General features: G+C 36.7%; 23 protein-coding genes. 10 read left to right on the forward strand and 13 right to left on the reverse strand.

Annotation, left to right across the window (positions count from 1 at the left end; translation table 11 throughout):
* Window positions 1-351: 351 nt before the first annotated feature.
* On the forward strand, window positions 352-1,821 hold the full coding sequence (locus H9650_RS01880) for an aminotransferase class I/II-fold pyridoxal phosphate-dependent enzyme (protein WP_191696429.1): 1,470 nt from the start codon (window positions 352-354) through the stop codon (window positions 1,819-1,821).
* A gap of 75 nt (window positions 1,822-1,896) precedes the next feature.
* Here H9650_RS01880 and H9650_RS01885 read toward each other — a convergent pair whose 3' ends face one another.
* The 8 genes from H9650_RS01885 to H9650_RS01920 form a co-directional block, all read right to left on the reverse strand.
* Complete coding sequence (locus H9650_RS01885; protein ID WP_144537907.1) at window positions 1,897-2,574, reverse strand: LrgB family protein; 678 nt, start codon at window positions 2,572-2,574, stop codon at window positions 1,897-1,899.
* The gene (locus H9650_RS01890; protein ID WP_191696430.1) at window positions 2,571-2,954 is read right to left on the reverse strand and encodes a CidA/LrgA family protein; all 384 of its coding nucleotides are present in this window, start codon (window positions 2,952-2,954) and stop codon (window positions 2,571-2,573) included. The genes H9650_RS01885 and H9650_RS01890 overlap by 4 nt, the downstream gene beginning before the upstream one ends.
* Window positions 2,955-3,087: 133 nt before the next feature.
* Window positions 3,088-3,921 carry a polysaccharide deacetylase family protein gene (locus tag H9650_RS01895; protein ID WP_151110667.1) on the reverse strand — a complete coding sequence of 278 codons (834 nt, stop codon included), beginning with the start codon at window positions 3,919-3,921 and terminating at the stop codon, window positions 3,088-3,090.
* A gap of 78 nt (window positions 3,922-3,999) precedes the next feature.
* Window positions 4,000-5,412: a dihydrolipoyl dehydrogenase gene (lpdA, locus tag H9650_RS01900; RefSeq protein ID WP_144537904.1), complete on the reverse strand. Its 1,413-nt coding sequence runs from the start codon at window positions 5,410-5,412 to the stop codon at window positions 4,000-4,002.
* Window positions 5,413-5,415: 3 nt separating this feature from the next.
* Window positions 5,416-6,768, reverse strand: coding sequence for a dihydrolipoamide acetyltransferase family protein (locus tag H9650_RS01905; RefSeq protein WP_191696431.1), 1,353 nt, complete (start codon window positions 6,766-6,768; stop codon window positions 5,416-5,418).
* A gap of 30 nt (window positions 6,769-6,798) precedes the next feature.
* Window positions 6,799-7,776 (reverse strand): alpha-ketoacid dehydrogenase subunit beta, encoded by a 978-nt coding sequence (locus tag H9650_RS01910; protein WP_144537902.1) that lies wholly within the window; start codon window positions 7,774-7,776, stop codon window positions 6,799-6,801.
* 3 nt (window positions 7,777-7,779) lie between these two features.
* Entirely contained in the window at window positions 7,780-8,892 is a 1,113-nt protein-coding gene (gene pdhA, locus H9650_RS01915) for a pyruvate dehydrogenase (acetyl-transferring) E1 component subunit alpha (protein WP_144537901.1), read from the reverse strand.
* Between the two features lie 740 nt (window positions 8,893-9,632).
* A complete protein-coding gene (locus tag H9650_RS01920) occupies window positions 9,633-10,277 on the reverse strand; it encodes a YkyA family protein (RefSeq protein WP_191696432.1) in 645 nt (214 codons plus the stop codon).
* Window positions 10,278-10,409: 132 nt separating this feature from the next.
* Here H9650_RS01920 and def point away from each other — a divergent pair, with 132 nt between their 5' ends.
* Entirely contained in the window at window positions 10,410-10,967 is a 558-nt protein-coding gene (gene def / locus H9650_RS01925) for a peptide deformylase (protein ID WP_151110673.1), read from the forward strand.
* Window positions 10,968-11,109: 142 nt separating this feature from the next.
* Here the strand turns inward: def and H9650_RS01930 are convergent, their stop codons facing one another.
* The gene (locus H9650_RS01930) at window positions 11,110-12,045 is read right to left on the reverse strand and encodes a carbohydrate kinase family protein (protein WP_151110675.1); all 936 of its coding nucleotides are present in this window, start codon (window positions 12,043-12,045) and stop codon (window positions 11,110-11,112) included.
* Window positions 12,046-12,056: 11 nt separating this feature from the next.
* Window positions 12,057-12,830 (reverse strand): Cof-type HAD-IIB family hydrolase, encoded by a 774-nt coding sequence (locus tag H9650_RS01935; RefSeq protein ID WP_225215863.1) that lies wholly within the window; start codon window positions 12,828-12,830, stop codon window positions 12,057-12,059.
* A 287-nt stretch (window positions 12,831-13,117) separates the two neighbouring features.
* Between H9650_RS01935 and H9650_RS01940 the strand changes: the two genes are divergently transcribed.
* Both H9650_RS01940 and rnjA read left to right on the forward strand, forming a co-directional pair.
* A complete protein-coding gene (locus H9650_RS01940) occupies window positions 13,118-13,327 on the forward strand; it encodes a DNA-dependent RNA polymerase subunit epsilon (protein WP_144537894.1) in 210 nt (69 codons plus the stop codon).
* Between the two features lie 3 nt (window positions 13,328-13,330).
* The gene (rnjA, locus tag H9650_RS01945) at window positions 13,331-14,998 is read left to right on the forward strand and encodes a ribonuclease J1 (RefSeq protein ID WP_151110679.1); all 1,668 of its coding nucleotides are present in this window, start codon (window positions 13,331-13,333) and stop codon (window positions 14,996-14,998) included.
* A 409-nt stretch (window positions 14,999-15,407) separates the two neighbouring features.
* Here rnjA and H9650_RS01950 read toward each other — a convergent pair whose 3' ends face one another.
* From H9650_RS01950 to H9650_RS01960, 3 genes are all read right to left on the reverse strand, one after another.
* Entirely contained in the window at window positions 15,408-15,548 is a 141-nt protein-coding gene (locus tag H9650_RS01950) for a hypothetical protein (protein WP_191696433.1), read from the reverse strand.
* Window positions 15,549-15,766: 218 nt separating this feature from the next.
* A complete protein-coding gene (locus H9650_RS01955; RefSeq protein ID WP_144537888.1) occupies window positions 15,767-16,426 on the reverse strand; it encodes a potassium channel family protein in 660 nt (219 codons plus the stop codon).
* An 86-nt stretch (window positions 16,427-16,512) separates the two neighbouring features.
* The gene (locus H9650_RS01960) at window positions 16,513-16,956 is read right to left on the reverse strand and encodes a TlpA disulfide reductase family protein (RefSeq protein ID WP_191696434.1); all 444 of its coding nucleotides are present in this window, start codon (window positions 16,954-16,956) and stop codon (window positions 16,513-16,515) included.
* A gap of 200 nt (window positions 16,957-17,156) precedes the next feature.
* Here H9650_RS01960 and H9650_RS01965 point away from each other — a divergent pair, with 200 nt between their 5' ends.
* The 6 genes from H9650_RS01965 (at window position 17,157) to H9650_RS01990 (ending at window position 23,589) form a co-directional block, all read left to right on the forward strand.
* Window positions 17,157-17,699, forward strand: a complete 543-nt coding sequence (locus tag H9650_RS01965; RefSeq protein ID WP_144537884.1) for a helix-turn-helix domain-containing protein — start codon at window positions 17,157-17,159, stop codon at window positions 17,697-17,699.
* A gap of 15 nt (window positions 17,700-17,714) precedes the next feature.
* Entirely contained in the window at window positions 17,715-18,821 is a 1,107-nt protein-coding gene (locus H9650_RS01970) for an ABC transporter ATP-binding protein (protein ID WP_144537882.1), read from the forward strand.
* On the forward strand, window positions 18,811-19,635 hold the full coding sequence (locus tag H9650_RS01975; RefSeq protein ID WP_151110685.1) for an ABC transporter permease: 825 nt from the start codon (window positions 18,811-18,813) through the stop codon (window positions 19,633-19,635). Before H9650_RS01970 ends, H9650_RS01975 begins: the two co-directional genes overlap by 11 nt.
* Window positions 19,619-20,425, forward strand: coding sequence for an ABC transporter permease (locus H9650_RS01980; RefSeq protein WP_191696435.1), 807 nt, complete (start codon window positions 19,619-19,621; stop codon window positions 20,423-20,425). Before H9650_RS01975 ends, H9650_RS01980 begins: the two co-directional genes overlap by 17 nt.
* Window positions 20,422-21,495 (forward strand): ABC transporter substrate-binding protein, encoded by a 1,074-nt coding sequence (locus tag H9650_RS01985; protein WP_144537876.1) that lies wholly within the window; start codon window positions 20,422-20,424, stop codon window positions 21,493-21,495. The genes H9650_RS01980 and H9650_RS01985 overlap by 4 nt, the downstream gene beginning before the upstream one ends.
* A gap of 906 nt (window positions 21,496-22,401) precedes the next feature.
* Complete coding sequence (locus H9650_RS01990; protein WP_144537874.1) at window positions 22,402-23,589, forward strand: MFS transporter; 1,188 nt, start codon at window positions 22,402-22,404, stop codon at window positions 23,587-23,589.
* The last annotated feature ends 55 nt before the right edge of the window (window positions 23,590-23,644 follow it).

Here is a 23,644-nt window from a genome sequence, read left to right on the forward strand (position 1 = left end):
TGTATTTATTTAATTTTCGCCTCAGTTATTAATTAATTCATTTACATATTAAAAACCAACACTTTTTTGACACCTGTGGGATGAGTAATCTCTCACACCCTCGGAAAGTGACCGCAGAAAGCGCAAATCAGCTATTTTTTATTCATATATTATTAATTTTCTCCTATTGCCCATGTTTTTTACAATTCAATTTAATTATGAAATTGAATCATTAACTAAATTTTGATGTTTTTTATAGTAATAAATTTCCTTAAATGCTATAATTCATTTGTTTTAAAATAGCATCTACGTCTCTATAACTACTAGGATCGTTTACATGCGCAAAATTTTAAATTAGAGGTGGTATGAACGTTGTCACAATTAGAAACTCCTATCTTCGATGCGCTATTAAAGCATCGAAATCGTCATCCAATTCAATTCCATATTCCTGGTCATAAAAAAGGGAAAGGAATGGACCCTGCATTTCGAGAGTTTGTTGGAGATAATGTACTTTCAATCGATTTGATAAACATTGCCCCATTAGATGATTTACATTCGCCTAAGGGAGCTATAAAAAAAGCTCAACATTTAGCCGCAGAGGCCTTTGGGGCAGATGAAACTTTTTTCTCCGTTCAAGGAACGAGCGGAGCTATTATGACTATGATACTTACTATTTGTGGACCTGGAGATAAGATTCTCGTTCCACGAAATGTGCATAAATCCATTATGTCTGCCATCGTATTTGCCGGTGCTATACCTGTATTTATACACCCTGAGGTAGATAAAGAGCTTGGTGTTTCCCATGGCATATCTGTTGAATCCGTAGAAAAAGCGATAGAAGCGCATCCGGATGCAAAAGGTTTACTTGTAATTAATCCTACCTATTTTGGACTAGCTGCTGATTTAAAGAGAATCGTAGATATATCACATGAAAAAGGTATTCCTGTAGTAGTTGATGAAGCTCACGGAGTACATATCCACTTCCATGACGACCTTCCAATTTCAGCTATGGCTGCAGGTGCTGATATGGCTGCTACGTCTGTACACAAACTAGGCGGATCTATGACACAAAGCTCGGTCCTTAATGTAAGAGAAGGCTTAGTATCAGCTAAAAGGGTGCAATCCATTCTTTCCATGCTTACAACAACTTCTACATCCTATCCTCTTTTAGCATCATTGGATACGGCTAGAAGACAATTAGCTATACATGGTGAGGATTTAATAGGTGAAGCAATAACAATTGCCGAGGAAACTCGTAGACGAATAAATGAAATTGAGCATATTCATTGCGTTGGCAGAGAAATATTACAAAGCTCAGCTACTTATGATATTGATCCAACTAAGCTTCTTATTAGCGTGAAAAATTTAGGAATCACAGGATTTGAAGCAGAAATTTGGCTCCGAGAAAAAGCAAATATCGAAGTAGAACTCTCAGATTTATATAATATTCTATGCCTCATTACTCTTGGGGATACGAAAAAAGAAACAGATATGCTTGTTAATGCTTTATCGCGTATGGTGGTTGCCCATGAATCTGAAGCAACCATAGTAGAGTCATCTGTAACCCTGCCTGATATTCCTGGACTAGCAATGTCTCCTCGTGATGCTTTCTACGCAGAAACTGAATCTATCCCATTATTAGAGGCAAGTGGTAGGATTTCTGCAGAATTCGTAATGGTTTACCCTCCTGGGATTCCAATTTTTATTCCCGGGGAAATAATCACACCTGGGAACATTGACTATATTCAAATAAATTTAAAGGCTGGATTGCCAGTTCAAGGTCCAGAGGACGACACTTTAGAAATGATTCATGTGATTAAAGAGCATCAAGCAATTATTTGAACACACTAATCTAAAACAGCCATTTGACTACTGTCAAATGACTGTTTTATTTAATACAAAATAATTTTACTCTCATTAAAAAATTATAAGCGCAAATATCGGACATATAAAGGCTCCTAATATAGCGCTAAGAGTCATCGCTACCGATCCCATAGTCATCGTTTCTTCCCCGTATTCTGCCAGCTTAGATAAGCCTATTCCATGGGATGCACTTCCTACAGAGATTCCTCTACCAATTGCGGTATCTATCCTACATAATTTAAATAGAAAAGATCCTGTTAATGCTCCTATTAAACCAGCTAAAATGACAAAAACCGCTGTCAAAGCAGGGATTCCTCCAATTGATTCACTGATTGGCATAGCAATCGGAGACGTAATGGACTTTGGTAATAAGGATCTTTGAAGAAAATCCTCAAAGGACATCAGTTTAGATAAGATAGCAATACTAATAAGTCCTGAAAGCATTGCTACTGTAACGCCTAATATAATTGGAACTTTGTTTTTTATGATTTTTTCTCGTTGTGTATATAAAGGATAGGCCATCCCAACTACTGCAGGGCCTAGCATACCATCAATCCACTTAGCTCCCGACATATATGTATCATATGAAACTCCAGATAAACTTAAGATAACTACCAAAACAATAGTAGTAGTTAATATTGGTAGCAACAAAGGATACGTAAATCTTCTATAGACAAAGGTCATTCCGATAAAAATGAGAATTGTCGCTATAATCATTCCTATAGCAATCATTTAACATCCTCCTTTATCATTTTGCCTTCAATATATTGACATATTTTACCTGTCAATATAATAGTGACCATGGTACTGATGATTAGTGCAAGAACAATCAATACTCCTGTGACTGAAAATAATTGAGGATAATCCATAATTCCAACAGTTGCAGGAACAAATAATAACGCAAGAAAGGCAAGTAAAAAACCTGCTCCATCTTTTATAAAATTAACTGGAACTATTTTTAGTAGGAGACATGCAAGTAGTATCAACAATCCAGCAATACTACCTGGGAACGAAAATGGCAGCAATCCCACAGTAAAAGATCCAAGTAGAAAGAATAAATATAGAATAATAACTTGAAAGATTATTTGAATTATTTTTGTGATTTTTTCCATATACACTTTAAAAGTTTAAATCTTTTAAAGTTTCACCTCCACTAAACGATAATAGAAATTATTTTACGCCTTCTCTTTTAGTATGTCTATGTAAAGAAAAACACCTCTGTTAAACAAACAGAGGTGAAAGAAATTATTCTTTTACTTTAATGGCATGTGGATCAATCAACTCGTACCCTTTTGCACGTAATCCTTCTACAATTTGAGGTAAAGCTGCTAAAGTCCATTCACGGTCATGCATTAATAAATTTGCACCATCAACTAAGTACTCTGTATTAACCATTATATCTGCTAAACTAGTAGCCTCCATATATTGCTTTTCCCAATCGTAACCGTATGTCCAATTCATCAAGACCATACCTTCTTGTTCTACTAGAGATTTACTAAAATCAGTATTAACTCCAAAAGGTGCTCGGAAGAATTTAGGTTTCTCTCCAATCACTGATTCTACAGTCTCATTTACGTTTAATATTTCCTCTTGCTGTTGTTCTTCTGAACTATTTTTAAGGTTTGCATGAGTTTGTGTATGGTTTCCTATCTCAAATCCTAAATCAAAGATTTCCTTTAAGTTAGCTTTTTCTTCCTCTGAATCTATGAAATGACCATTCACAAAAAAGATTGCAGGAGCGTCAAGCTCTTTTAATACCTTCGCCATTTCTAAAGCATATTTATCAGGTGCATCATCAATAGTTAAAAGGACCGCCTTAGGATTTGCATCTCCAATTGGTTTTATTGTCCAATTGGCTTCATTAATTTCATATTGTATTTCAGTAACAGGTTCTTCTACAACTACTTCTTCTGCTGATTCAACTTCTTCCGTTTCCTCTTCTAATTCTGGTTGTTGGGTAACTTCTATTCTGTCGCCAACCTCTTTTTCAACCTCTGTCTCCTCTTCAGAGCATCCGGAGAGTAATAGTAATATTGCTGCGGGTAATAACCAAGTTGTAAGTTTCAATTTAATCACCATATCCCTTCTATTTCCATTCTAACAGGCATAAGGAAAACCGTGTAGAGTAATTCTACACGGTTTTTTGGTCCTACTTGATTATTTAGAAAGAATATGAATAGGGTGGCCCATTACTACTTCAGCAGCTTCCATTGCAATTTCTCCAAGTGTTGGATGTGCATGAATAGTCATAGCAATATCCTCTACAGTCATTCCAGCTTCAATTGCTAAGCCTAGTTCAGCAATCATGTCAGAAGCTCCCTGACCAACGATTTGTGCTCCAAGCAATAATCCGTCCTCTTTACGAGAGACTAGTTTTACAAAGCCTTCTGTAGCGTTAAGTGCAAGTGCACGACCGTTAGCTCCGAATGGGAACTTACCAGCTGCTACATCAAATCCTTGTTCTTTCGCTTGAGCTTCAGATAAACCAACAGTAGCAAGTTCTGGATCAGTGAAGCATACAGCTGGAATTGCAAGATAATCAACTACAGACGATTGACCAGCTATTGCTTCAGCTGCTACTTTACCTTCGTAAGAAGCTTTGTGAGCAAGCTGAGGACCAGCTACAACATCACCAATAGCAAAGATATTGCTAATGCTTGTGCGACATTGCTTATCTACTTCGATTAATCCGCGTTCTGCGAATTTAATACCAAGTTCTTCTAAACCAATTTCATCAGTATTCGGGCGACGACCAACAGTTACTAATACATAGTCAGCCTCAACTTTTTTCTCTTCGCCACCAACCTCATAGCTTACTACTACACCAGTATCTGATTCTTCGACACCTTTTGCAGAAGCTTTTACTACGATGTCCACACCTTTTTTCTTCAAGCCTTTTTTAACAATTGTAGTCATTTGTTTTTCAAATCCAGCTAAGATATCATCTCCGCCTTCGATAATTGTTACTTGAGAACCAAGGTTAGCATAAGCAGAGCCTAACTCAGTACCAATATAACCTCCACCGATCACTACTAGTTTTTCAGGTACTTCTTGAAGATTTAAAGCGCCAGTCGAATTTATAACGCGTTTTGTATATTTAAATGTAGGTATTTCAACTGGTCGAGATCCAGTTGCTATAATCGCATGCTTAAAAGTATAAGTTTGTGCAGATTTTTCATCCATTACACGAACTGTGTTAGCATCTACGAAGTATGCTTCACCAGAAACCACTTCAATGTTATTTCCTTTTAACAGACCTGAAACACCACTTGTTAATTTTTTAACAACGCTTTCTTTGAAAGCTTGTGCTTTAGAAAAGTCTATTTTAACATCACTCGCTGTAATACCCATATCATCTGAATGTTTAGCTTGTTCGAAACGGTGACCAACTGAAATAAGTGCTTTAGAAGGAATACATCCAACGTTTAAGCAAACTCCACCGATATGTTCTTTTTCTACAACTAATACCTTTTGACCAGTTTGTGCAGCACGAATTGCAGCTACATAACCTCCAGGGCCTGAACCTATTACTAAAGTGTCTGTTTCAATCGGGAAATCTCCTACTACCATTTTTTACGCCTCCATTAATAATAATTCTGGACTGCTTAATAAACGTTTTATATGGTTCAACGCATGTTGGGCAGTCGCACCATCGATCATGCGATGATCAAAGCTCAATGATAATGCTAACACAGGAGCAGCTACAATTTCACTATTTTTTATTACAGGTTTTTCTGAAATTCGACCAATTCCGAGAATTGCTACTTCTGGATGGTTGATGACAGGTGTAAACCATTGCCCTCCAGCAGAGCCAATGTTTGAAATCGAACATGAAGCGCCCTTCATTTCAGCTGGAGACAACTTACCATCACGAGCTTTTGTTGCTAAAGAGTTAATTTCATCCGAAATTGCAAATACAGACTTACGATCTGCATTTTTAATAACAGGAACTAATAAACCTTTGTCCGTATCTGCTGCGATTCCTATATTGTAGTAATGCTTTTGAATTACTTCGTTTGACTCGTCATCATAAGAAGTGTTCAATGCAGGGAATTCACGTAACGTACTTACAAGTGCTTTAACAACGTAAGGTAAATAAGTTAACTTGATATTTTTTTCTGCAGCAATTTCTTTAAACTTCTTGCGATGTGCAACTAGCTCAGTCACGTCAACCTCATCCATTAGAGTAACATGTGGAGCAGTATGCTTAGAATTGACCATTGCTTTCGCTATAGCTTTACGCATTGGAGATAGCTTTTCGCGAGTTTCAGGGAACTCTCCTTCTAAATTAACTGGAGCAGAAGCTTTCGTTTCTTGTACTTTTTCTTTTTCTTCAGCTACAGCAGTAGATGTATCTTCTACTTTTTGGTCTCCAGATAAGAATGTTTCGATGTCTTCTTTTAATATACGACCATTTTTTCCTGTGCCATTAACGTCTGCAATATTTACCTCGTTTTCACGAGCAAATTTTCGAACTGAAGGCATTGCAATTACACGAGTATCACCTTTTGGCTCAGGCTTCACTTCTTGAGAAGTTTCTTTCACTTCTGTTTTTGTAGCTGGTTGCTGATTTTTAGAAGCATTAACTGGTTCTTTTTCAACCTCCTGCCCGTTCTCTAGAGTAGATTGAACTTGCGCCTCTGTTTTTTCTTCGCCGTGATCTCCCTTAAATTGAAGATCCTCATAACCAGGTGCGTCTAATTTGACAAGTACGTCACCAACTACCGCAACAGTTCCTTCACTAACCAATACCTCTGTTACTTTTCCTTTAACAGGCGAAGGAATTTCAACTACAGCTTTATCATTTTGTACCTCACAAAGAATATCATCTTCGTCTATTTCGTCACCGGCTTTAACAAACCATTTAACGATTTCTCCTTCATGTATACCTTCTCCAATATCCGGTAGGCGGAATTCAAATGCCAAAGTGCTCACCCTTTCTATTGTTTGTTTTTATTAGAAGTTTAATACTTTCTTCGCTGTTTCTACTATATCCTTTGAGTTTGGCAGCCAAACTGTTTCTGCTTGAGAGAATGGGAATACAGTATCTGGTGCAGCTACACGTAATACAGGAGCCTCTAAGCTTAATATAGCTCTTTCAGTAATTTCTGCTACTACATTTGCTGCTATACCTGCTTGTTTTTGAGCTTCTTGTACAACGATAGCACGATTCGTTTTTTCAACAGAAGCAATAATTGTTTCAATATCTAATGGTTGCACAGTGCGAAGATCAACTACTTCAACGGAATGACCTTCTTTTTCTAGTTCCTCAGCAGCTTTTAAGCTCTCCTGAACCATTGCACCGTATGCAATAATTGTTAAGTCAGTGCCCTCACGCTTTACATCTGCTTTTCCAAGTGGAATTGTATATTCTTCCTCTGGCACCTCACCACGGAAAGAACGATATAATTTCATATGTTCTAAGAAGATTACAGGGTCATTATCACGAATGGCAGATATCAATAAACCTTTTGCATCGTACGGTGTAGATGGAATAACTACTTTTACTCCTGGAGTAGAAGTCATTAGAAGCTCCAAGCTATCCGCATGCATCTCAGGTGTATGAACGCCTCCACCAAACGGAGAACGAATTGTAACAGGCGCATTAAATGCTCCACCTGTACGGAAACGCATGCGAGCTAATTGCCCACTGATAGAATCCATTACTTCGTATACGAAACCAAAGAATTGAATCTCTGGAACTGGACGGAATCCTTGTAGAGAAAGACCCACTGCCAACCCGCCAATACCTGATTCTGCAAGGGGTGTATCAAATACTCGATCTTCCCCAAACTCTTTTTGTAGACCTTCAGTTGCACGGAATACACCGCCGTTATTACCAACGTCTTCACCGAAGACTAACACATTTTCATCATTTTTAAGCTCATTACGGAGAGCATCCGTAATTGCTTGAATCATCGTCATTTGTGCCATCGGTTACTTCGACTCCTTCTCTGTATAGTAAGCTAATTGCTCATCTAAGTTATATGGATTTTCTTCATACATAATATTAATCAAATCTGTCACTTTTTGTTTTGGAGCAGCATCTGCTTTTTTGATAGCGTCTTTAATTTCTTCTTTCGCTCTCTCAATTACTTCTGCTTCCTTTTCTTCACTCCAAATACCTTTACCTTCTAAATATTTACGGAAACGTACTAGAGGATCTTTCTTTTCCCACTCTGAATCTGTTTCAGAAGTACGGTAACGTGTTGGGTCATCTCCAGCCATTGTATGCGGACCATAACGGTAACAAACTGTCTCAATTAGGCTTGGCCCTTCTCCTTTAACAGCACGGTCTCTTGCATCCTTTGTAGCCACGTATACAGCAAGCGGATCCATTCCGTCTACAACGATACTTGGTAATCCCGCTGCAATACCTTTTTGTGCAATTGTTTTTGCTGCTGTTTGTAGCTCACGAGGAGTTGAAATAGCGTATTGGTTGTTTTGGACGATAAACACAGCTGGCACACGGAAAGCACCTGCGAAGTTAATACCTTCGTAGAAGTCACCTTGTGAAGAACCACCATCTCCTGTATATGTAATAGCAATAGATTTTTTACCGCGTTTTTGCATTCCTAAAGCTACTCCAGCTGCTTGAATAAATTGTGCACCAATAATAATTTGTGGTGGGAACACGTTTACGCCTTCTGGAATTTGGTTACCCATAAAATGACCACGTGAAAATAGGAACGCTTGCCATAAAGGTAAACCATGCCATACTATTTGTGGAACATCACGATAGCCAGGTAAGATGAAGTCTTCTTTTTCACAAGCAAAATGAGATGCAAGCTGAGAAGCCTCTTGCCCTGCTGTAGGCGCGTAGAAGCCAAGACGTCCTTGACGATTTAAGGAAATAGAACGTTGGTCCAGAATTCTTGTATAAACCATGCGACTCATTAGTTCTACTAAATCTTCATCAGATAAATTAGGGTTCGCTTGTTCGTTAACAATTTCCCCTTCTTCGTTCAATATCTGGAACATTTCAAATTTTTCTTCGATCTCATGAAGCGTTTTCATTGGGTCAAACTGTTTTTCCTTGTTTGAAGCCATAAAGCACCTCTCCTTTTCCTCTGTATTAAAATTTATTTACTTCTTGATTGGTACAAGCGCAATTCCATTTAAGTATACTCAAGAATAAATGGTCGGTCAATCATCTAGAATTCTACTAATTTTATATTAGAATATTATAAACATTCATTTCTGTACTACTAATTAATTATGTCTGTACTATATCAGTTTGAATTATATGCTTAAAATTTATTTTATTAATAGTATTGATCCAAAAGTCAAAATTATATTAAATACAATACAAATAGTTTCTGTTCTCGGGGGAGCTTTTAGTCAATCATACAGTTCACGCTTCTTTTTGAGTAATTCAATTAATAAAATTAACTTAAGTAGTAAAGAACACCCTCTAAACACCTTGTATGAAATTAAAATATTTTAAATCTTACTTATAACTGAAACAACATAAGCATATGGTTTAACAACCTCTTCAATATACATACCACCTCTGTTATTTTTTACACTTCCTATCTTTTTATGCAATCTAATCAAAAGAAATCTCAAGTGCCTTTGTCTGCTTCATCACTTGTCGTGTGATTTTTCCGACAATAATCGCTGTAAGGTATTCTTAATCCTTCATACTATAAATAGTCGTTAGATGTGTAACATCTCTGCCATAGCTTCGAAATAATAAAAATACCATGAACATCTGTTTCATGGCGCTAAATTTATATTATTTTTTCACAAAAAAAGCAGCCCTTTAATAGGGCTGCAATTAGTAGAGATTATTCTTGATTTTGAAGTGTTGAAAAGGCTTGATCCTTCACTTCGTTTAAATGCGTTGTTAAATCATTAAATTCCTTGACAGAGTGTTGCACCACTTCATTTTGCTTATTGACCTCTGCAACCTTCTCCTGAATCGAAGTAACATTAGCTTCCTCATCAACCAGCATGTTATAAAGCGATTCTTGCAAACTAGCAAGAGAATTGTATTGTTCAACCAACTTATCATGGGCAGCGTAGCGATTATTTAAGGCCTCTTCCACTAAACGTATACTTTCCTTTTCAGATTCTTCTTTTGCATCAGAGATGACTGCTTCTAAATCTGCAAGTTTTTCATTTGCCTTAGCAATCGATTCTTTTTCTTTTTTCACCAATGCTAAACGTTCCTCTAAAAGAGTAGCAGTTGCCTCTACTTGAGCACTCAGCTCATCCTGTTGGTCTTGAGTTAACTCCATCATACTTTGAAAATTGGTTAGTTCTTTTAACTCAGTTTCCGCTAATAAGGGTTGCACTTCTCTATACCCTTTCTCAGTTTCATAGATTTCGGTTAATACATTGGACAGTTTTTCCTCCGTGCTCTCTCCAAAAGAACAAGCCGTAAGGAGTAGAAGCATACTTAAAGGAATTATGAATTTAATTTTTTTCATACAGCAACCTCCTATACCATTTTCAACTATAATTGTTCTAGTTATTAAATTCAACTGACGATATACCTTTTTGTTTAGTAAAACGACATAATTCGATATAATAGGAATATGAAATTTGAAAGGACGATTATGATGATTTTAATGCAAGATATAATTAGAGACGGCCATCCTACTCTACGTAAGAAAACAGATGAGTTAACATTTCCACTTTCAGAAGAGGAACAAACACTTGCTCATGACTTATTGCAATATGTTATAAATAGTCAAGATGATGAAATGGTGAAGAAATACAACCTTCGACCGGGGATTGGAATTGCTGCTCCGCAAGTAAATGTATCTAAAAGAATGTTCGCCTTACATTTAACCGACGAAGATGAAAATGAAGTCAGCTTTGTGGCAGTTAATCCTAAAATTATTAGCCATTCTGTAGAGAAAACATACATAGCGGCTGGAGAAGGATGTCTCTCAGTGGACGAAGTTATTGAAGGTTATGTTCCACGATATGCACGTATTACCGCAACAGGTTTTCATCCAGACGGGACTCCCTTCAAAAAACGTTTAAAAGGCTTAGCAGCTATCGCATTTCAACATGAATTAGATCATTTAAACGGAATTATGTTTTATGACCATATCAATCCACAAAATCCATATGAGGAAATTCCTGACGCATTCCCATATGAACGTAAATAGTACCTTCTTATTGTTATACCGAAGAAAGGTTTGCCTTTGAAAAGGCGAACCTTTTTTGTATTGGAGAAAATAACAAGGTTAGAAAAAGACTATAGATAAAAACCACCAGATGGATGCTGTCCGTCTATAGTCTTACTGCAAATTATTTTAAATCAGATAGTCTTGGCATCGCAGATAGTGCACCAAACTTAGTTGCACAAATAGAACCGAGTTTATTTCCAAAAGCGATATACTCGATCCATTCTTCTTTTGTTTCTGGCTTACCCTCTGATTGGATTTTCGATAAAATCCCAGCCATAAAGGCATCGCCAGCCCCAGTTGTATCTATAGCCACTACTTTTTCAACAGGGATATGAACCAATTCTCCGTCAATAAGGGCGTACGTTCCCTCTGCACCAACTGTTACAAGAACAATTGGAATATTGTAAGGAGCTAGCTTATTAAGCCCTTCCAACCGGGAGCTTGTTTCTGTCAAAAAGAATAGCTCTTCTTCCGTCAATTTAAAAATGTCTATATCATGAAGAAAAGAGCAAATCGTTTCTCTACAATTCTGTTCTGTTTCCCAGCGCAAAGGTCGTATGTTTGCGTCACAAGATAAAAGAGCACTAGATTTTTTTATTTTATCAACAATGTTCCGTGTAGTTTTACGTGCTGTTGGATGAAATAACGTCCCAGAGCAAAAATGGAATACTGCCGCTTGTTCAAAAGCTTTTTCGTTAATCATGGAGAAATTTACTTGCAAATCAGGAGTATCATCAACGTACGTGTGAAAATGTCGATCATTATTTTCAGTCAAATGAACATAGACACCACTTACACATTTCTCTGAATTCACTTGGGCATACGAAAGATTTACTCCTTCTGCCTCCAATTCTCTTCTGACAAACTTCGAGGTTTCATCCTCTCCAATTATCGTAATAAAAGATGAGGAAGCCCCTAGTCTACCAATACCTGCAGCAACATTTACTGTAGCCCCACCTAAAAATTTAGTGAATTTTCTATTTGTCTGATCCTCTGCAATATAATCAACGAAGGCGTCTCCATAAATTAATACATTTTTGTTTTTTTGCTCGTTCATATGTAACTCCTTTAAATTAACTCTAATTTCTTCATTGCATTTACTAACCCATTTTCAGCAACATGATCTGTCACTATTGTAGCGTGTTTCTTAAGTTCTTCCACTGCATTACCCATCGCAACTCCTGTACCTACAAATTTCAACATTTCTACATCATTTAAACCATCACCAAAAGCAATTGCATCTTTTCTGTCTTTACCTAAATAATCTAAAAGAATTTCTATCCCTATTGCTTTAGACATCCCTTTTGGAAGCACATCACATGAAACTCTGTGCCACCGTATAAACGACAAGTTGGGAAATGCCTCTTCATATTCCTTTTGGATTTCTTCATTGCAAAAGACAAGAGATTGATGAATATCATTATTCAAATAAAAATCTTCTGCTTTCCGAGGAAAGCCAACTTTTAATGTTGAAATACTTTCAATTACATCTTGATGATCTGGAACATTGGAAACCATTTCATTGGTGTCCATGTATACTAAAGGCTGATCTTTCAAAGCAGCAAATTCAGAAAGCTTTTTAAGTTCTTCCTTGTCAATAATACCTTTATGTATAGTCTTACCTTCAAATTGGACAATTTGACCATTGTAGCTAATATAGGAATCTATTTGTAACTGGTCTACGATTGCTTTGGCAAGAAATGGAGCTCTTCCAGTAGCAATCACAGTGATATGTCCATTTGCTCTTGCTTGTTTAAATGCTTCTTCTACACCTGTAGGTATATTTTTCTCCATATCTAAAATAGTGCCATCAATGTCAAAAATCAATACTTTTTGTACCATCAAAATTTTCCTCTTTTCCGATTCGAATTATTTGACTTTTCCGTTAAAAACCTTTACAAATTTAATTTTTTCGTATATAATACGTCTTAAGGAGTGGATTGCCATGTTGAAACGCCTGAAAAGGAAATTGTTGAGACGACTCGGCGGAATGCTCAGAAATAAAACTATTGCTTAAGTCAAATGTCTTGCCCTTCAAAATTTGGAGGGCTTTTCTTTATTTTAAAGAAGTGGCGTGATAATATAAAGAGAATTGATTTATTATGAACGTGAAAAAGGAGAGTATAAAAATGATTTATAAAGTTTATTATCAAGAAAATGCACTAGAAGTACCAGTTCGCGAAAACACAAAGAGCTTATATGTTGAGGGAGAATCCGAACGCGAAGTTCGCTCCCTTCTAAAGGACCGCAAGTATAATATTGAGCTTATCCAGCTGCTTGAAGGAAACCACTTGGAATACGAACAAGCAAGCCCAAATTTCAAAGTAGAAGAGTTATAATTTATGAAATTTGTAAAAAATGATCAAACTGCTGTTTTCGCCCTCGGCGGACTAGGTGAAATCGGCAAAAATACGTATGGAGTTCAGTTTCAAGATGAAATCATTCTGATTGATGCTGGTATTAAATTCCCTGAGGATGACCTTCTTGGGATTGATTATGTTATTCCGGACTACACTTATTTAGTTAAAAATGTAGACAAGATTAAAGGATTATTCATTACGCATGGTCACGAAGACCATATCGGTGGAATCCCTTACTTACTAAAGCAACTTAATGTTCCAGTATACGGGAGCAAACTAGCACTAGGATTACTCCGCAATAAATTAGAAGAGCATGGTTTACTTCGTCAAACAAAAATGAATGTGATTGAAGAAGACGATATAATTAAATTTAGAAAAACCGCAGTTAGCTTTTTTAGGACTACGCATAGTATACCTGATGCTTTCGGGATTGTGGTGAAAACCCCTCCTGGTAATATTGTGCATACAGGAGATTTCAAGTTTGATTTTACCCCTGTTGGCGAACCAGCCAATTTGACTAAAATGGCTGAAATCGGACGCGACGGTGTTCTTTGTCTACTTTCTGATAGCACTAATGCAGAGGTTCCTAATTTCACAATGTCCGAACGTAAAGTTGGAGAAAGTATGGATTCCATTTTCCGTAAAGTGAATGGCCGTATTATTTTTGCAACCTTCGCTTCTAACATCCATAGACTTCAACAGGTTATCGATGCCGCAGTGCATCATAATCGTAAAATTGCTGTTTTTGGAAGAAGTATGGATAATAACATTACCATCGGGAGAGAGCTGGGATATATTACAGCCCCTAAGGAAATGTTTATAGATACAAGTGCTTTAAATAGACTACCGGCAAACGAAGTATTAATACTATGTACCGGTAGCCAAGGTGAACCAATGGCTGCCCTATCTAGAATTGCTAACGGTACTCACCGACAAATTCAAATTCAGCCTGGAGATACCGTTGTATTTTCTTCTTCACCTATTCCAGGTAATAGAGCAAGCGTAAACAGAACGATTAACCTATTGTTCCGTGCTGGCGCAGAAGTAATTCATGGTTCCTTAAATAACGTCCATACATCTGGGCATGGTTCTCAAGAAGAACAAAAGCTTATGCTGCGTTTGATGAAGCCTAAATTTTTTATGCCTATTCATGGGGAGTTCCGTATGTTAAAACTTCATACCGAGCTTGCTGCAGATTGTGATGTACCAATTGAAAATACATTTATTATGGAAAATGGCGACGTTCTTGCTTTGAGCTCAACTGAAGCTCACGTGGCAGGACGTATCCCTTCTGGTGATGTATATATTGATGGTAGCGGTATTGGAGACATCGGGAATATTGTGCTAAGAGATCGCCGTATTCTTTCAGAAGAAGGCCTAGTAATTGTAGTTGTTAGTGCTGATATGGAAAGAAAGAAAATTGTGTCAGGTCCAGATATTATTTCTAGAGGATTCGTTTACATGAGAGAATCAGGCACGATGATCAATGAAGCTCAGCAAATGTTAAACAAGCATTTAAGATACACTATACAGGACAAGTCTATTGAATGGTCTGAGCTAAAAAATGAAATTACAGATGTGTTAAGCCCTTATTTATATGAAAAAACAAAACGTCGCCCAATGATTTTACCAATCATTATGGAAGTATAAATTATATAAAAGCATCCAATATTTTATTTGATGCTTCGGACTGTAGGCAAATTCAAAGAAATTTGAAATTGTCTACAGTCTTTTTTTTACAATATATAGTAAGAAATCGTCGATTCAGATATTCATAAGCCACGCTTTCCAAAAGCACGACCTCAGACTCGGCGCTTCGGCTACTTGGTTTCTTCAAGTCATTTACTACAATCGACAAGTGTTAGCTAATAATAAAGTATTAAATCTCAAAATACTTGGAAATATTAATATTATGTGAGAGCTCTTTCACCAAATTTAAAGTAAGCATCACCTATTCAAAAATTTTGCCAAACAAAAAGAGAACATATAAACGAATTAACGTTTTATACTCTCTTTTTAAGACTTATCGATACTTGGATACTGTATTTATAAACGGCAATTATTGATTCTCATCTTTTTGCTGCTCAGAAGGCTCTTCACTTGGGTCCGGCTCATTTTCATCGGTACCGTTGCATCCGAATAGTATACCTGTTGATAAAATAACAGACATAATAGTAAGAACATACCTTTTATTCTTCATCCTAATCCCTCCATTCTTATGCTTAATGTGTCTATCTTTTAGAAAAATATACAAAAATAAAAGAGCGCTCCAATTGGAACGCTCTTATCATATTAAGACTCACCTATACTTTAAATATTATTTTTGCTTGTTTATTTCATATTGAACGAATGTTTTATAATCTAAAATTTATTTATTTTAATAAATATAAAAGCCAAGGGATTAGTCCCTTGGCTTAGTTAAGATAAAACTTTCTTTTCAAAGCGATTAATATCAACATCTGCACCAATTATAATAAGTACATCATTTAGTTGCATTTTATCGTGGGCTTGAGGTGAGACGATGATATCCTTTCCTCGTTTAACCGCAACAATGTTAATGCCATATCTCGCACGGATATCCAAATCTATAATTGAGAACCCAGCAATTTTCTCGTTTACTTTGATTTCCATAATCGAATGCTCATCGGATAGCTCCAAATAATCTAATACATTATTAGAAATGATGTTATTGGCAATTCGTATCCCCATGTCTCGTTCTGGATGAACTACTTGATCTGCACCTATTTTTCGTAACACTTTTTCATGATAATCATTTTGAGCCTTCACTGTAATTTTTTTCACACCTATTTCTTTTAGCATAAGTGTAGTCAAAATACTTGATTGAATGTCATCCCCTATTGCAACAATCACGTGTTCAAAATTTCTTATCCCAAGAGATTTTAAAACTGCCTCGTCTGTTGTATCCGCAATAACCGCATGAGTTGCTATTGTAGCGAACTCATCTACTCGTTCTTGAATTTTATCGATTGCCATTACATCCGCGCCTTGCTCCATTAACTCTTTTACGATACTTCCTCCGAAACGACCTAAACCAATAACAACAAATTCCTTATGCATAACTGCGCCTCCTAGAACTAATTGCCATTAGTTTAACACATCAGCTGTTCCTCGGCTATGAGATTTCACTATAGCCATTTTCATAACTAACGTTCATTTATCAACAATACAAGTCGCTTTTCTAGCATGTGCCAACCGTACTCCCCTGTTTGCCTATGTCTTAGCTGTCCTTTTTTATCAAACAAGTAAAAGTTAGGAACCATTTGATTCTGATATTTTTTAGAAATGGTTAAATCATGATCTAAGAATATCGAATGATTTATACCGATAGCAGCAGCTGTAGATTGAACAATACTTGTATTAGCATCCTCTTGGAATCTTGGCATATGAACAGCGATTACATTAAAACGATCTCCATATTTGCTTTTCCATAAGTTAATCACTGATGGAGCCCTTTTGCAGGCTTGACAGCTAACAGACCAAAAATAGACAAGAACAGGCTTTTCTCCCATTAGTTGTTCCTTTGACCATGCTCCGTTTAACCATATTGCCGAATTCGGAAACTCCGGTAACTCCTCTCTTAACCGCATTAAATTCTCTCCTTTTTCTGTCATCCTTTGTTATAGTATGCAGGACAAAAACTACCGATTATTTCATTCAATAAAAAATGGAATAATTTTTTTTTGTAAAATCATTAAAAAGTTGTTAAAGTAAACTTAAAGTTATGTTAAAATAAACTTTGTTTTATGGAAAAGCTCTTTATTTCAAATAAAAGAAGGAGCGTAATTACATGCAAATAGGTAAAAAAATTAAGCAATTACGGTTGAAAAAAGGACTTACTCAAGAGGAGCTTGGAGAAAGGACAGATTTAAGTAAGGGTTTTATTTCTCAGCTTGAACGTGACCTCAATTCTCCTTCTATTGAAACTCTTTTTTCCATCTTAAATGTTTTAGGTTGTAAGCCTAAGGATTTCTTTGATGATGAACATAGTAGAACAAAGGTTGTTTTTGAAAAAGAAGAACAAACCGTTAATGTAGATGAAGAAAAAAAGTACACACTGCACTGGCTTATCTCAGAATCCAACGAAAATGACATGGAGCCAGTACTTATTATTCTTGATAAAGGCGGGCAATTTAAAGAGTTCGAACCGTCCCTATCTCAAACATTCATATATGTTTTACACGGTCGCGTCCAGTTAACATTAGGCAAGCAGCACTACTTCGCATCAATAGGAGAATCCCTCTATTTTGAAGCATCTGATCACCATCTTTTACAAAATGCATCGGATGATATCGCGAAGGTTATTTATGTCGTCACCAATTCTTACTTATGAAAATGGAGGGTTATTATGTCAGAGACACCTATTATTCGCTTTGAAAACGTCACTAAATTTTATGATGAGGACACTACCGTACTTAGTAACATTAATTTTGAATTAGAACGCGGAAAATTTTATACGTTATTAGGACCATCAGGTTGTGGGAAAACAACTATTCTCCGCTTAATCGCAGGATTTATGCAGCCTTCAAGTGGGAGCATTTATTTTAATGGAAAACTAATCAACAATGTACCAGCCAACGAACGCCAAGTTAATACCGTATTTCAGGACTATGCTTTGTTTCCTCACTTAAATGTTTTTGAAAACGTAGCATTTGGTCTACGAATAAAAAAATTAGCAAAAAAAGATATAGAAGACAAAGTATTAGAAGCATTGAGATTTGTTAATTTAAGCGGTTATGAGTATAGAGAAATAGCAGAAATGTCTGGGGGACAAAGACAACGTGTTGCTATCGCCCGTGCAATAGTCAATGACCCTGAAATTATATTACTAGACGAGCCACTTTCAGCGCTTGACCTAAAGCTACGTTCAGAAATGCAGTACGAGCTTCGTGAGTTACAGCAACGTCTCGGAAAAACTTTTATCTTTGTTACGCATGACCAAGAAGAAGCACTTGCTATGTCCGATGAAATATTTGTATTGAATGCCGGAAATATTGAACAAAGTGGAACTCCTATGGATATTTATGATGAACCTATCAATCGCTTTGTTGCGGACTTTATCGGTGAATCTAATATTGTAGAAGGAACAATGGTCGCAGATTTCCGTGTGCATATTGGTGGTAAGGAATTTGAATGTGTGGACCAAGGGTTAAATCCAAATGAGAAGGTTGATATCGTTATTCGCCCAGAGGATTTAGAAATTACTGGAGTAGATAATGGGAAGATGAAAGTGAAAGTAGATACCCAACTATTTAGAGGCGTTCACTATGAGCTATCCACTTACGATGAAGAAGGAAATGAGTGGTTAGTTCATTCAACTAAAAAAGCAGCTGTAGGTGAAATGATTGGATTAGATTTCGATCCGGAGTCTATTCATGTTATGCGTCTAAATGAAACAGAAGAAGAATTTGACAAACGACTTGAGTCTTATGGGGAAGACGCTTATGGAAACTAAAAAAGCTAAAACGCTTTATCTGATACCCTACTATGCTTGGATACTATTCTTTGTCATAGCTCCAATAGCATTAATCGCTTATTATTCCTTCTTCGACTTAAGCGGAAGCTTTACATTAGATAACTATAAGAACTTTTTTACTTCTGTATATTTAAAGTTAACACTTAGCTCTTTTTGGTACGCATTTTTAATTACCTTATTTTCTTTGCTCATTGCGTATCCAACAGCTTATCTTTTGACTAAAACAAAGCACAAACAATTATGGTTACTTTTAATCATTATTCCATCATGGATTAACCTTCTATTAAAAACATATGCGTTTATCGGGATCTTTGGTTTATATGGTCCAATCAATGCATTTTTAAATGTTTTTGGGATAGGTGAACAGCAAATACTATTTACTGATTTTAGTTTTATTTTTGTATCGGTGTACATTTTCATACCATTTATGATTCTCCCTATCTTTAACTCGCTCGATAAGTTAAATCCATCTCTGATAGATGCAAGTAGAGACTTAGGGGCTTCAAGCTGGACAACTTTTTCTAAGGTCATCTTTCCTTTAACTATTAATGGTGTAAAGGCCGGGATTCAAGCTGTATTCATCCCCTCCCTTTCATTATTTATGATTACTCGATTAATTGCAGGGAACAAAGTAATTACACTAGGTACTGCTATTGAACAACAGTTCCTTGTAACACAAAACTGGGGAATGGGTTCAACCATCGCCGTGTTTTTAATTATCTTTATGGTAATTGTCATGATCATTACCGGACAAAGAGAAAAGGGGGCCACTTCTAATGGAAAAAACAAGTAAGTCGGCAAAAACATTTTTAGCCCTGATCTTCGTTATTCTTTATGTACCTATTTTTTATTTGATATTCTATTCATTTAATAGCGGTGGTACGATGAATGACTTTGAGTCCTTTACTTGGGAGCACTATGCAGCAGTGTTTTCTGACACTCGTCTAATTATGATTCTTATCAACACTGTTATTGTGGCGTTACTATCTGCTTTAATTTCGACCGTAATAGGTGTTCTTGGCTCCTTAGGTATAGTTTATATTAGAAACAAATCCTTAAGGAACTCAATATTATCATTGAATAACGTATTGATTGTTAGCCCAGACGTTGTTATTGGTGCTTCCTTCTTGATCCTATTTACTATGGTTGGGGTTAAGTTAGGCTTTGCCTCAGTATTAATTTCTCATATTGCTTTTAGTATTCCAATCGTAGTCTTAATGGTATTGCCAAAACTTCAAGAAATGAACAGCTCGTTAATAGATGCAGCAGCCGATCTAGGCGCTACTAGAAGAGACATCTTAAGAAGAGTTATTATCCCTTTCATCAAACCGGGAATCTTTGCAGGATTCTTCCTAGCATTGACTTACTCATTAGATGACTTTGCAGTGACTTTCTTTGTCACTGGGAATGGTTTTAGTACATTATCAGTGGAGATTTATTCTATGGCTCGTGCCGGAATCACTCTAACGATTAATGCACTATCAGGAATTATTTTCATCGTCACTTTATTGTTAGTAGTGGGCTATTACTTTATTAGCCAACGTGGCGGGAAAAACCCTACAGGAATGGGGGTAAGAAAATGAAAGATATTGTGAAAGCGTCAGTAGCAATTATTATTGTTTGTATAGGATTGTTTATAGCGAATGACTACTTAGGGAAAAGCTCCGGCAATGCTGGTAGTGATACAGTTACTATTTACAACTGGGGTGAATATATAGATCCTGAGTTAATCGATCAATTCGAAGAAGAGTCTGGTTATCGTGTTGTCTATGAAACGTTCGATTCTAATGAAGCGATGATGACGAAAATTGAACAAGGTGGAACTTCCTATGACATAGCTGTACCTTCTGAGTATGCTATCGAAAAAATGAAGGAAAATGACTTACTTCTTCCAATTGATCAATCGAAAATCCCAAACATGGCAAATATAGATCCTTACTTTTTAGATTTATCCTTCGATCCTAAAAATGAATTTTCAGTTCCCTACTTTTGGGGAACAGTAGGAATCGTTTATAATCCTTCCCTTTTAGATGGCCAGTCATTTGAAAGTTGGGATGATTTGTGGGATTCTTCACTACAAGGCAAGGTCCTTTTAGTAGATGGAGCGCGTGAGGTAATCGGAATGGGGTTAAATAGCCTTGGCCATTCCTTAAACTCAACTGATGAAACTGAGCTTCAAGAGGCTTTAGAGAAACTTCAAAAGCTATCGCCTAATGTAAAGGCTATTATTGGTGATGAAGTAACACAGCTTATGGTAAACGAGGAAGCAGCCGTTGCGCTTACTTGGTCGGGACAAGCTGCTGATATGATGTGGGAAAATGAAGAACTAGATTACTCTGTTCCTGAAGAAGGTTCTAATCTATGGTTTGACAACATGGTAATCCCTAAAACCTCGGCAAACATCGAAGGTGCTCATGCATTTATCAACTTCATGTTAGATCCAGAGGTCGCTGCACAAAATGCAGATTATGTGGGGTACTCTACACCTAATACTGCAGCAATGGAGCTAATGGACGAAGAAGTCATAACAGACGAACGCTTCTATCCTTCCGAAGAAGCTCGAGACAATTTAGAAGTATACAATAACCTAGGACTTGAAATGTTAGGTGTTTATAACGAGTTGTTCTTGAAATTTAAAATGGGTTCAAAGTAAATTAGCAAATTAACATTTACCCTTTAATTAACTTAAATATTATTAAAAAATTATAGAGAGGATGGTCGCGACTCACGTCACGGCCATCCTCCTTTTGCCTTGCCAATGAAACCAGCAAAAAGTCTTTTTAGCTAAATCTACACCATCATTAGTACACCATATATGATTGTAGCGACAGTCGACGACTCCTGCGGGATTAGGGAGACAGATAAGACATCACAACCAACGCGCAAGCGACGGTGATGGCTTATTTATCGCTCTCCCCGCGGAAAGCGTTCGCCTAAAGCAGAAATCAGCCATCTATTGCCCAATATTTCCCTGTAAATTTATTAATGGGATAGATTATATAACCATACATTTGTCATGATAGTTTCTCCATGCTACTTCATCATTAATAAACCATATATGATTGTAGCGATGGCGACGACTCCTGCGGAATTAGGGAGACAGATAAGCCCTCACAATCGACGCGCAAGCGACGGTGATGGCTTATCGCTCCCCCCCGCGGAAAGCGTTCGCCTAAAGCGGAAATTAGCCATCTATTGCCCAAAGATTTCCCTGTAAATTTATTAATGGGAGTGATTATATAACCATACAATATGTTCTTGAGGTAGTTTTCTCTACGCTACTTCATCGTTACTACACTATTATGATTGTAGCGACAGGCGACGACTCCTGCGGGATTAGGGAGACAGATAAGATATCACAACCGACGCAGTAGCGACGGTGATGGCTTATCGCTCCCCCCGCGGAAAGCGTTCGCTTAAAGCGGAAATCAAGCGTCTATTGTCAAGTTTTTCAAGAAGGTCGTAAGTGAAATTTTTTCGGGACACGAAGGTATGTATTATAGAGAAAATATGATATTATCGATAGATGATAATAGTATGAAAGAAAGCAGGAGCCATTATGACAGAAAAAAGAAATAAATTTGCATTATATATACTAATGTTCAATATGTTTATCGTAATGTCAGGGATAGGAATTGTTATCCCAGTAATGCCTTCATATTTGGAGACTTTTGGCGTCGCTGGGCAAGCATTAGGATTTATCATTGCTTCCTATGCTTTAGGACAATTTATATTTTCACCATTAGCTGGTGAACTATCCGATAAATACGGGAGAAAAAAATTAATCATTATTGGTTTGATCGTCTTCTCCTTATCACAATTATGGTTTGGTTTAGCCACAGACGAATGGATGCTCTATATTGCAAGGTTTATGGGGGGAGTTGGCGGAGCATTTTTAGTACCAGCTACTATGGCATTTGTCGCTGACTTAACAAGCCTTGAAGATCGCGGAAAAGGCATGGGCTACATTGGGGCTTCCATGTCATTAGGCTTTATGATAGGACCGGCTATCGGAGGGTTTTTGGCAGGTGTAAGTTTATCCTTTCCATTTTACATGGCTGCAGTTGTATCTTTTCTTTCCGCAATAGTCTCCTTAGTTATCTTGCCTGACATTAAAAATGTAATTAGTGAACTAACACCTACTATTAAAAAACGTGAAAATATCCTTTCACAAATGAAAAGCTCTATATACACGCCTTACTTTATGATGTTATTTATCATTTTTGTTTTCTCATTTGGAATTGCTAACTTCCAATCAACCTTTTCATTGTATGTAGATCACAAATATGATTATAGTCCTCAACGAATCGCTGCTATTTTAACTGTGGGTGGATTTGTAGGGGTAGTTATCCAAACTGTTGTGATAGACCGACTCTTTAAACGCTTTGGCGAATTAAATGTTATTCTTGTTAACTTAGTGGTTGCGGCTGTATCATTAGTACTTTTCTTTTTAGTAGACTCTTTCTGGCTTATTTTATTTTTAGCAACTGCCTTCTCAATTGCTACAACATTGATTCGTCCAGCTGTAAATACAATTGTCTCTAAACTTGCTGGCAATGAACAAGGGTTTGCTGCTGGTATGAACAATGCGTATATGAGTTTAGGTAATATGATTGGTCCGGCTCTAGCAGGTATTTTATTTGATGTGAATATCAACATACCATTTGTAGTCGGTGCAGTAATCTTAATCTGTACTTGGGTTATCACTCTTGTCTGGGTTAAAAAGAAAAATCCAGTCATTTTATAACATAAGCTATTTTAAAGCTCACAATAAAAGCGCAATGGAGGTACATCTCTTCCAT

The sequence above is a fragment of the Psychrobacillus faecigallinarum genome (assembly GCF_014836595.1).
Taxonomy (GTDB): Bacteria; Bacillota; Bacilli; order Bacillales_A; family Planococcaceae; genus Psychrobacillus; species Psychrobacillus faecigallinarum.